Genomic DNA, 10,962 nt, shown 5'->3' with positions numbered 1-10,962 from the left:
CGCAATAATATTAAGCACCTTAAGCTTTCTCGATTCACTTTTCTGACCTGTAAAAGAGTTTGATTTATTCATTTTCCTTACAAATAATTTCTACTTGCAAGATCTCTGAAAAACGCCCCTTTTTAGAATCTAATACTTCATCAACAAGGGGGAAATCAATCTATTTTAAAGGGGTTATTTATTGCAAGTGCGAAGGGCTAAACCTTCACTCAATCATACTTATCTATTGTTTTTCAATACTTTGCCTATAGTCAGATGGCGAACTACCAAATAATTCCCGAAAACATTTGCGGAAATATTTCAAGTCAGAAATACCAACCTGCACCGAAATTTCTGCAATCGTTTTTTGTGGATCTGCCAACAATTGAGCTGCTCTTTTTAAACGAATCGTTCTAATAAAAATACTGGTTGACATCCCTGTAAGTTGTTTTAATTTTCGATACAGGGTTGAGCTGCTCATGTTTAGAGAAGAGGCCAGTACTTCTGTATTAAAATCGGCTTCGTGCATTTGTTTTTCTACAATTTGTACGGCTTTGTTTAAGAAGTCTTCCTCATAGGATGAGATTTCTATGTCAGTAGGTTCCAATTTCACTTTCTTGCTGAAAGATTCTTTCAACATCTTCCTGTTTTTCAGCAAGGAATAGACTCTTGTCTTTAACTCTTCAGGATTGAAAGGTTTCGTCAGATATGCATCGGCACCTGTTGTCAATCCTTTTATTTTAAACTGATCGGCTGTTTTTGCCGTCAGCAGGATTATTGGAATATGAGCCGTTCTTTCCTCTTTTTTAATCTTCTCACACAGCTCAAATCCATCCATTCCCGGCATCATCACATCCGAAATAATGATATCAGGCATGCTCTGCATGGCATTGGCATATCCCTCTATTCCATCAAATTTTTGAATGACATCATAGTCTTCTCCCAACATATCCGCAATATAATTGTTGATATCTTCCTGATCTTCTACAATTAAAATGACATCTCTTTCTCCCTTCTCTTTCTTCACCTGTCTTTTGGGTGCAGGCACATCTACAGCAGGCTGCACAAATTCTCCCATATGCTCTTGCCTTTCTGATATCACTTCAACCTGGTTTTCTTCATACTGCTCTTTCCCTAACAGCAGTTCTATGGTAAATACAGTTTCCACATTTCTGGTACTTCTTACCGCAAGCACTCCCTGGTGCAATTCCACGATCCTCTTTGATAATGCCAGACCAATTCCGGAACCTCCTCTTGAGCGATTCAGGTTGCTTTCTACCTGGTAGAAGCGGTCAAAAATTCGTTTCAAATCGCTTTCAGGAATTCCCTGACCATTGTCGCAAACCTGTATACTCACTTTCTCTTCTTCCCGCTTCACTTTTACTGCAATATGTCCTTCCTCCGAAACATACTTGAAGGCATTGGAGAGCAGATTATTCAGAACAATCCCAATTTTCTCAGGATCGAACCAAAGGGTCAGCTGACTGACTTCATGTTCAAAAGACAACTCTACATTCTTACTTTCGGCCAAGGATCGAAATGCTTTAATTTCCTGGTTTAGGAATTTGATCAGGTCGAGTTTGCGAACCAGTATTTTCATCTTACCGGTTTCTGCTTTTCTAAAGTCGAGCAATTGCCCTACCAGCCCCAATAGCTTTTTAGAGTTCTGTTCGATTACCTTTAGCTTTTTTCGTCCAAGGGATGGAAGGTCCTCTCCCTTTAGCAGTTCCTGAACAGGAGCTAAAATCAGTGTCAGCGGCGTACGGAATTCGTGGGAAATGTTGGTGAAGAATCTCAGTTTCATTTCATTCAACTCGTTCACCTGATCGAGCTTCATGCTCTCCATCTCCAGACGATGAGCCATCCTGCTCTGACGAACCGCTACCCACCTGATTAGTGCCACCAGTCCCAAAGCGATAAGGATATAGATTACAATGGCCCACCACGACTTCCACGGAGCGGGTATCACTTTGATATGCAATCGCACAGGTTTCTCATTCCAGACATTGTGATTGTTGGATGCCTTTACTTCAAACACATACTTTCCTGCCCTAAGCTGATTGTATGTAACGGTTCTGTTGCTTCCTGAGTAATTCCATCTTTTGTCGTAGTTTAAAAGACGATAAGCATATTTATTTCGTTCAGGTGCATCGTATGCCAGGGCAGCAAAAGTCAGTGAGAACTCACCTTCCCTGTGAGTCAACTCCAACTCCTCGGTATAGCTGATATTTTTTTCGAGAATATTTCTGCCATGCAACTCCTCGCCTGCCATTACCCTTTTGTTGTGCATTTCCAAACTAATAATGGCCGGATTGGGTAGCACAGTATTGTCTTTTATATTTTCCGGATGAAAATAGTTGATCCCACTTGCTCCTCCGAAAAAGATCTCTCCCCTGGAATTTTTAAACGCACAATCCTCTGAAAAACTCCTCCCTTGCAAACCATCACTTACATCGTAATTGCTAAATGATTTGCTGTCAGGGTTAAACCTGGATATTCCGCTATTGGTGCTAATCCACAAATGCCTCTTTTCATCTGATACTATTGCGTGAATATAGTCATCGGGCAAACCCTCCTTTTGATAGAAATGCTCTACCTGAAATTCACCTGAGTTTCCTTCAGCAAGAAGGTTCAATCCGCTTGGAGTACCCAACAAATAAGTTTTCTCATCCAACTGACACCAGCACAAGATAATATCGCTACTCAGCTGATTGTTCTCTGCCAGCTTCAGCTCTGAAAAATTCCCTGGCTTCTCATCGAAAAAATAAACTCCCTTGTAGGTTCCAATCCATGTGCGCTTCTTACTATCGGTACGGATAAAAGAAATTCTCTCATTCTGCAGAATAGAGTTTACGCCTGTAGAATACTGCTTCCAATTTTCCCCGTTGGTATTTAGTTTTTCTCCAACCCATAAGCCTTGCTGCTGTGTTCCCAGCATTAAAAGGCCATCTTTTTCATGTATGGATAAGATCTTTCTGATTTGCAGATTTGCTGTTTCGGCGTAATTGGACAAGTAGTAATTTCCATTTCTGCTTATGATCTCATGCAAACCAAAATTACTTCCTATCCACATTTTTCCATCTGCAGTCTCCCACATGCACTTGATCACCTTGTAATCAGGACCAACATTCTTAGGATCATTGGGCTTAATCTCTATAAAATTATTCCTGTCATTCGACAAGTAAAGTCCACCCCCTTTGGTGCCCAGCCATAGCTTTCCGCTTTTATCTTCCAGCAAGGACAGCATGTGGTAATTTTCAATGCCTGTTCTTCTTTCATTGTACACCGAAATCCCCTGAAAAGGAGGCTGCTCACTCAAACGACATACCCCTCCACCATCGGTACCTACCCAAATGGTACCCGTTTTATCCTCTATAATCTTAAGAACAATATCGTAATCGGTATTCAACTCACCAAGCATCTGAGGCTTCAGAACTTGTTTGCTAAACTGTTCCGAATCGGGATCGAAGCAAAACAGACCGCCTCCCCATGTTCCCATGTGCACCATTCCCTTGGAATCAAGGAGTATGGAATAGGAATTTCGATTGAACCTTTTCTTCAATTCAGAATCACCCCCGGGCAAATATCCCTTCGTTTTCCCACTATTTAAGTCGTGCCTTATCAAGCCCTTATCCCAGGCAGTAATCCAAAGTACATTTCTCTTCGAATCAATTACCAGATCATTAATATCCGATCGGTTATGTGCACCCATTTTGAGCTTCTCAAACCTCTCCTCTTCTATCTCATATTGATATACTCCCCGATTGGTTCCTATCCATATGTTCCCTGCATCATCACTTTTTATGGCCGAAATCTTATGGTTCTCAAAATGATACTGAATTGAATCGGTCTGCGAATTCCAGATGCTTATTCCTCCAGTCCAACCTCCAAACCAAATGTTCCCATTGCTTTGCTCAAAAATGGAAACAATGCGATTGTCCCCAATTTGAGGCTTTGACAAGCTATCGTTTCTAAAATGCCTGAATTTCCCACTGCTGGGATCATACATGTCCACACCTCCTGATTTTGTTCCTATCCAAAATCTCCCCTTCGAATCTTCATACAAACATTCGATAGAAGGATTTGATATGCTGTTGGGATCTCCAACTCTGGGTTTAAACTGTACGATCTCATAGCCATCGTAACGATTTAAACCACCACGCGTGGCAAACCACATAAAGCCCTTTGAGTCGTGAACAATTCCGGTAATCTCATTCTGAGTTAGCCCATCTTCCACAGTTAAATATCGAACCACCTCGTTTTCACAACGAAGCTGTTCAGCAATCAACAACAATAGTAAGAAAAGAAATGCTCTCATAGTTTCACAAATTTTCGGTCTGTATTCTCCAATGGGTAAGAGAATTTTGGTTATGGGTTCAAATTAATACTTTTAATAATAACAAAGCTTACAGAGGATACCAATTTATACAATTCATCCTTATTTCAAATTGGCTGTAACAAAAAAGTGGTTGTCTCCTTCGCAACAAGAAACAACCTCTTCCAAACCTATTGGCTTCGAGCCAAAATTCAAACAAATGCAATCCTTTTTCAAACAAAACATCCTTCCCCTTACATTTGATATTCTCTATGGTTGATAATTAGGATTCTGATGTGGCATTTTAGCCTTCACCGACTTTCGCCAATCCTTTAATTTCTTTCTTAAATCTTTCACCAGCTGCGGTTTTTTACCAGACAAATCTGATTGCTCACCAATATCATTGTCCAGATCATACAATTCTACCTGCATATCCTCATAAAACTCAATCAACTTGTATTTTCCCTTTCGTACTGCTCCTGCCGGACGACCTCCCTGATTCGAGTAATGCGGATAGTGCCAATACAGCTCATCGCGAGAAAATTTCTCATCTCCTTTCAGCATGGAAACCAGGCTTACTCCATCGGTATGCTGCTGAGGGATTGCTTGAATTCCGGCCATTTCCAAAATGCTTGGATAAAAATCGGTATTGATCACAGGGCTGTGGTTCACACTTCCCCCCTTGGCCACTCCCGGCCATTTTATAATCAATGGTTCACGAATGCCGCCCTCGTACAACCAGCCTTTCCCGGCACGCAAAGGCAGATTGGAAGTGGGAGAACCTTCGGATGTGGACAAGCCTCCATTATCCGATGTAAAAATTACTATGGTATTCTCATCCAATTTCAAGTCCTTTACTTCCTGCAGCAGCCTGCCAACATTCTCATCCATATGCTCAATCATGGCTGCATAAACCGCATGATCCTGAACCATTCGCTCTCTAAAATTTCCTTTTCCCAACACCTGTTTCCATTCCGATCGGTCTACAAATTTTTCTTTCTGAGGTGCTTTTAGTTTGCTTGCCTTTTTGCGATACTTTTCAATGGTTTCAGGCTTTGCATTCAATGGGTTGTGAACCGTGTAATAGGACAGATACAAAAAGAAGGGCTGCTCTTTGCTTTCATTCAAAAAGTGGATGGCTTCATTGGTTAATCTATCGGTAAGGTATTCCCCATCGGGTCCGCTTTTTAAACGAGGGTTTACATAAGGACTAAAATATCCTCCTTTGGGCGATCCGGCTTTCCATCCCCCCTTATTCATATCGAAGCCCTGGTGCTCGGGCCAATAAATCGAATCCTCTCCAATGTGCCATTTGCCTGCAAAAAAAGTATGGTAATCATGATCTTTTAAAGCCTCGGCAATGCTGTATTCCTCCAGTTTCATTTCTTCAGCAAAATCCTGGCACATTAGCTTTTGTCCTTTACCTGGCCGATGTGTAGCCTGCCTTCCCGGTATCCAATCGGTAAGATCGAGACGGGCAGGATATTTCCCCGTTAAAATGCTTGCCCTGCTTGGAGAACATACCGGGCTCGATGCGTAGGCATTGCTAAAACGTACTCCCTCAGCTGCCAGATTATCGAGGTTTGGCGTCTCATAAAAATCCGATCCATAGCAGGCCAAATCGGCCCATCCCAGGTCATCTACCAGTATAAATATAAAGTTCGGCTTTGCGTTTGATGATTTGCCTTGCGCCCCTGCACCCGGCATGTGAGCAATCAAGAACCAAAATAACAGGCCAATATAAATTCCTTTACTCACTCTCTTCCCAAATGTCTTTGTCATGATGTAACAATCTTTCCTATTAAAAGAAAAGTGAGAAGAACAATAAATATTTGTTTTATTGCCCTTTTCACCAATACTTCATTTTATAGCCCAGCTACCAACTTAGGCCATAACAGCATGTTGTTTTTAGTAAAATAACGCATCTAAATCTAACACTTAACTGTAGCTGCAAATTGGATAAAAAAACTGAGCATCGGGAAAATATTGATGCTTTGAAAGTGGTTGAATCCACAATAATGAGGAGTTTATTATTGCCGACCAAGGGGGTTTTGAGCTCATCACTTAGCGCTATCTCCCTATCTTTCTTATCATTATGTAGACCCTGCAAAATCGAAGCAAAATCATCCCTGCTATATTCACCTGTACACATTCATAAGCTATGTACATCACAAACGAAGAGAGTTTTGCCTGGTATCCTTACATTCAACACCATTGCGAAGTTTCCCTGATTTGGCTCTTAGTCTGGCATGAAAAACATAGCCCATACAAATAAATAAGCTTAAATGTTAAATAAAGTTAATTTTACAGAGTTTGAAAAACTTGACACATTTGACAGGTGGAATTGTCATAACATTTATTTAACTTGGGTTGTTCTTTTCGAACAAAAGACAAACAATGTCTTTCTTTTATAGTTAACGAGATACCCTGGATCTTTTAAATACAGGTGAAACTTTGGCGAGCCGATCCTGCAAACAAAAGTTCCGAGGGTATTCTCTAGTTTTAAACCATCGCAATTGTAACACAAATTACTTTAAAAAGCAATTGTGATAAAAACTTATCTTATCATGACAGTACGTTATGGATTAGGTTTGAATCATCTGACCGAAGACCCGGGTGATTACCTGGCGGTTGTTACAGAATGTACAACTTCCAATGCTAAAAAAATCATGGAACGCATGATGGGCAAAGGTTCTACTGTAACCAAAGCCGAAGGCTTATCGGTTATTGAAGAATTTGAATATGCCGTTGTGGAGGAAGTGAAGGAAGGAAATATTGTTTCCACTGATCTGTTTAGGATTAGTCCAAGCATTTCCGGAGTTTTTAAGGATGAGAATGATTCTTTCGATCCTTCTCGCCACAGCATTAAGCTGAACATCAGCCCGGGGCCTAGATTACAGGAAATCATCTCTAAAATTGAGTTGAAGAAGGTTGCAATAAGCACTGCTGAACCTGTGATTGAGAAATTCGTGGATTTAAAAGGCAAAGCTGTGAACGAATCCTTCACTCCTGGACAGATGGCATCCATTCAAGGTTCATTTCTGAAGTTCGACGAAGAAGATACCAATCAGGGTGTATTCTTTATTGCTGCTGACGAGAGCGAAACCAGAGCAAGTGATTTCATTAAAAACAAACCATCTGAATTGATGTTTTTTGTTCCTGATGAATTAACAAGCGGAAAGTTTCAGTTGGAAGTAAGAACTATTCTTCACCATTCGAAAGTTTTGAAAAAAGCAAGATTATCGAATGATTTGAGTGCGAAGTAGTTCTTCTCAATTCAACTTTTTAGAATGCCTGGTATGCACCGGGCATTCTTTTTTACTGCAAGCTAAACTTACCCAAACTTCTTGGGCAGTACTACCCAAACACCTTGGGCAGTACGAATCAAACAACTTGGGCAGGCGAGTCAAGCAACTTGGGCAGTACGACCCAAACCTCTTGGGCAGGCGACTCAAGCAGCTTGAGTGTTTTTTGTTGTGGATTCTTTAGCTAGCTGAAATAGCCTGATAGTGGGAGCTCGTACTCTGATTTAGCAGAAATTGCAATCAATTGCCGCCTTTGTAATTTTTAATACTGTATTTGTATGTTATTGCATTTGCAAGACACGAGCTACAAGCTCGCGCCAGCTAGGGGTATACCCCAGTCATTTAAAACCTTAACAACTCCTTCAACGGTTTGCAAATTATCATATACCTTTTCACCTGTACACTCTATATGGTTACTCCATTTTAAATCAGGATAATACTTGGTATCATTACTATTATTAATGTAAACATTCTGACCTTTGTAATGATACCATACTGATAATCTTTCATATGTCGGAGCTGCTGCATAGTCTGGATCAATTTGACATACATTCTTCTTACCACTTATATAGTCATTTACTTCAAAAGTCAGAGAATCTCCTGAAAAATGAATTGACTTACTGATAAACATTCCAAATGAAGATTCAGAACCATTAAGTTCTTTAAATCCCGGATTTGTAAAAGTAATTGAACCTACATTATAAACTGTATCCCAACCTGCTGGAATCTCAAGAAAATAAGTATCATTAGTTCTGTAATATTGCTCTAATATTTCAAGATGTTTTTTTGTCGTCTTTTTATTTTCAGGCAGATTACAACCGAACATTATAAGTCCCAAATAGAAAATCAATATTACTTGTATAAATTTCATTTTACTTCTTTGTTTTATCAGTTCACTCCCGCTAGTGCGAGCTTGTAGCTCGCACTCTGCTTTAGCAGAATTTATAATTAATTGCCGTTTTCAAGGATTTTATTAATGTATTTGCATTCTTATTGCATTCGCAAGATACGAGCTACAAACTCTCGTCTGCTAGGGTTGTACTGTCTTAGTTTATTACTTACTTACTTAACCTTTTCACTGTCAAAACAAAACAATCTGCAAACTGAATGGCTCGAAAATGACAAATAAACATTAACCCCAAAAAAATCAAACAAAGAATCCATTTATCAACAAACAAGCAGATAATTGTTCCCAAAAATGTTGTTGTATATAATCCCTTAAACAAATCATTTAATGTATACCAATAATTTGCTGGTCCAAAGTTGTCCTTAACCTGTAATTCAGCACAAGATTCCCAAAATTGCTCAACACTATTCCATGTCTGATTAGTCATATTCTCAAGCAACACAGAATTTACAACTTTATTCTTATACATAAAGAAGTGAACTATTTTTCTAATAAATTCAAAAAACCAATACTTTCTAATATTCCATTTTGTTAGTTTGGAGTGAAATGCTATATATATTTTCAGAGATAGGAAACCTAGTCCGTGAAGTATGTGTCCGAGTATATAAATCAGTGGAATAACAAAGATTATTAGAAGTCCAGCAAATTCCTTAATAAAAGTATGTTTCGAAAAGAAATCTTCAGTGATATTCAAAATTGATTCGAAGAAAATTAAATCCAAGATTATTATTAGAAAAGCTCCTGAAGAGAAATAGACTAGAAAATCTCGAAGTGTAAAGTTTGTTGTCATTAGCTAGATTGATATTTTTCCATTAGCTCTCAAGTTATGTTTTTAGAAGTTGTTCCCTCCATGCAGCATAACTTGTTTGTTAGCTTAATAAAGTTGTGTTTATTTTTCTTTTATTTCTTTGTTTTATCAGTTCCCGACTGACAGCTCGTACTCTGCTTTAGCAGAAATTGCAATCATTAGCTATTATTGCTTCTTTATCCATTCCATAACAGGATCAAGACCATTTTTAAAATCTTTAAAACTTGGCTCCATATAATAATCGGGAGCAAGAGTTTTTACATCTTCATCTGATCTCTTAAAATATTTACTAGAGTAATTCACTCTCAGTTTAGAATTGGGAAGTCGAAAACTCTTCACTTCTCCAAAATGATTTGGTTTTCCTCCTGTCTCTTCCCCTACAAAAGTTGCATTTGTTAATCGTTTACAATCCATTGCATTCAAAATTGCTGAAGAAAAGGTCGTTCTACCCAAAACCACATATAGGTTTATTTCAGGATTTTTATCTAAGAACTTGGCAAGTTTCTCGATAAAATATGTTCCTTGTGAAGAGCTTCCTCCTCCATTAAACCTTAGATCAAATACAATCTTCTGTATTGTTTTGGTTTGTAATGTTTCAAATACTTTGTCTTCAAATTCTTTAAATGATGGTAGCTTATTGGCATTTTTACCATTTCTATACTTTAATTCAAGCTCTTTGCTCCAGCACTTATTGTACTGCAGATAATAAATATTGTTGTTGGCTTGATAGTTATCTACAAAAAAGGCTCTCTCATTTTTGAAACAAAATGGCAATGAGTCAGGCAGGAACATTTTTCTGTTCTGCCTATTCATCATGGCAGGTTTCATAATGTACTTTTTCGTATTCCCCTCTAGATCTTTAAGTTCAAGTTCTACCTTTTGTCCTTCTACAAATCCGAAGTAGTTTAAAACCTGAATCAAAGGAAAAAGCTTTGGAACCAAAAACTTTACCATTGCCTGATTGTCAACAGTAATTAATGTACTTAAACTATCCTGAATGGTTTTCACCGATGTTCCATTTACAGATAGTATTTGATGCCCCAGGATTTCTCTGTTTTCTTGCGTGGTGTGCATTACAAAAAGTCCTTCCTTAAACCAATACAAATGCAATGGCAATACTTGTTCTTTGTCTATAATTTCACCATAATTGATTCTTGTATGCGAATCTCCAAAACTTGCGATTACCTGTTGTAAGTTTAATGCAATTCCAAAATCATCAAGCTTATCTTTATTTGTTTTTACCTGATTGAGAGCTTTGTAGTAATCATCTTTACTCTTTTCGGTGAAAAAGTTGTAATGCTTCTCGGATAGTTCTTTTGCAAGAGAATCGATGTCACAATCCCAGTCTATTTTTTTAATGTTTTGTGAATTACAAAATTGGAACAATAATAATCCAATAATTAGCAAGCTTAAGTTTTTCATTTATGGTAGTTGTTTTATACTTGGCTGAATAGCTTGAAACAATAGTCATTCTATTTGTTTCTTAGCCTTCATTTGAACTATCAAAATTACTAAAACATTTTACATATAAAGCAAACAAGTATATTTTTCTATTAAATATTATATAAGAAAGAATGCCGACTCTGAAAATCAGAATCGGCATTCTTCTATTTTTTAGACTCTCTGTATTTGTGTGTTATTTGCTGGA

The 10,962-nt window shown here is 38.3% G+C and carries 6 protein-coding genes; 1 reads left to right on the top strand and 5 read right to left on the bottom strand.

Annotated elements, in window-relative coordinates; translation table 11 throughout:
• Positions 1 to 223 precede the first annotated feature (223 nt).
• Entirely contained in the window at positions 224 to 4,297 is a 4,074-nt protein-coding gene (locus BXY64_RS07025) for a hybrid sensor histidine kinase/response regulator transcription factor (RefSeq protein ID WP_120239186.1), read from the bottom strand.
• Positions 4,298 to 4,564: 267 nt separating this feature from the next.
• The gene (locus BXY64_RS07020) at positions 4,565 to 6,076 is read right to left on the bottom strand and encodes a sulfatase (protein ID WP_120239185.1); all 1,512 of its coding nucleotides are present in this window, start codon (positions 6,074 to 6,076) and stop codon (positions 4,565 to 4,567) included.
• 785 nt (positions 6,077 to 6,861) lie between these two features.
• Here BXY64_RS07020 and BXY64_RS07015 point away from each other — a divergent pair.
• Entirely contained in the window at positions 6,862 to 7,560 is a 699-nt protein-coding gene (locus BXY64_RS07015; protein WP_120239184.1) for a DNA-binding domain-containing protein, read from the top strand.
• 343 nt (positions 7,561 to 7,903) lie between these two features.
• Here BXY64_RS07015 and BXY64_RS07010 read toward each other — a convergent pair whose 3' ends face one another.
• The 3 genes from BXY64_RS07010 to BXY64_RS07000 form a co-directional block, all read right to left on the bottom strand.
• Positions 7,904 to 8,470, bottom strand: a complete 567-nt coding sequence (locus BXY64_RS07010) for a hypothetical protein (RefSeq protein WP_147375932.1) — start codon at positions 8,468 to 8,470, stop codon at positions 7,904 to 7,906.
• A 187-nt stretch (positions 8,471 to 8,657) separates the two neighbouring features.
• Positions 8,658 to 9,296 (bottom strand): hypothetical protein, encoded by a 639-nt coding sequence (locus BXY64_RS07005; protein ID WP_120239182.1) that lies wholly within the window; start codon positions 9,294 to 9,296, stop codon positions 8,658 to 8,660.
• Between the two features lie 183 nt (positions 9,297 to 9,479).
• Positions 9,480 to 10,736 carry a S41 family peptidase gene (locus BXY64_RS07000; protein WP_120239181.1) on the bottom strand — a complete coding sequence of 419 codons (1,257 nt, stop codon included), beginning with the start codon at positions 10,734 to 10,736 and terminating at the stop codon, positions 9,480 to 9,482.
• Between the last annotated feature and the right edge of the window lie 226 nt (positions 10,737 to 10,962).

The sequence above is a fragment of the Marinifilum flexuosum genome (assembly GCF_003610555.1).
GTDB classification, from domain to species: Bacteria; Bacteroidota; Bacteroidia; order Bacteroidales; family Marinifilaceae; genus Marinifilum; species Marinifilum flexuosum.
This window is presented reverse-complemented; position numbering and strand designations above follow the sequence as displayed.

What these genes read in the sequence shown, in the direction of transcription:
- BXY64_RS07020 (WP_120239185.1), bottom strand. Translation starts at nt 6,076, where the DNA reads ATGACAAAGACATTTGGGAAGAGAGTGAGTAAAGGAATTTATATTGGC.
- BXY64_RS07000 (WP_120239181.1), bottom strand. Translation starts at nt 10,736, where the DNA reads ATGAAAAACTTAAGCTTGCTAATTATTGGATTATTATTGTTCCAATTT.
- BXY64_RS07015 (WP_120239184.1), top strand. Translation starts at nt 6,862, where the DNA reads ATGACAGTACGTTATGGATTAGGTTTGAATCATCTGACCGAAGACCCG.
- BXY64_RS07010 (WP_147375932.1), bottom strand. Translation starts at nt 8,470, where the DNA reads ATGAAATTTATACAAGTAATATTGATTTTCTATTTGGGACTTATAATG.
- BXY64_RS07025 (WP_120239186.1), bottom strand. Translation starts at nt 4,297, where the DNA reads ATGAGAGCATTTCTTTTCTTACTATTGTTGTTGATTGCTGAACAGCTT.
- BXY64_RS07005 (WP_120239182.1), bottom strand. Translation starts at nt 9,296, where the DNA reads ATGACAACAAACTTTACACTTCGAGATTTTCTAGTCTATTTCTCTTCA.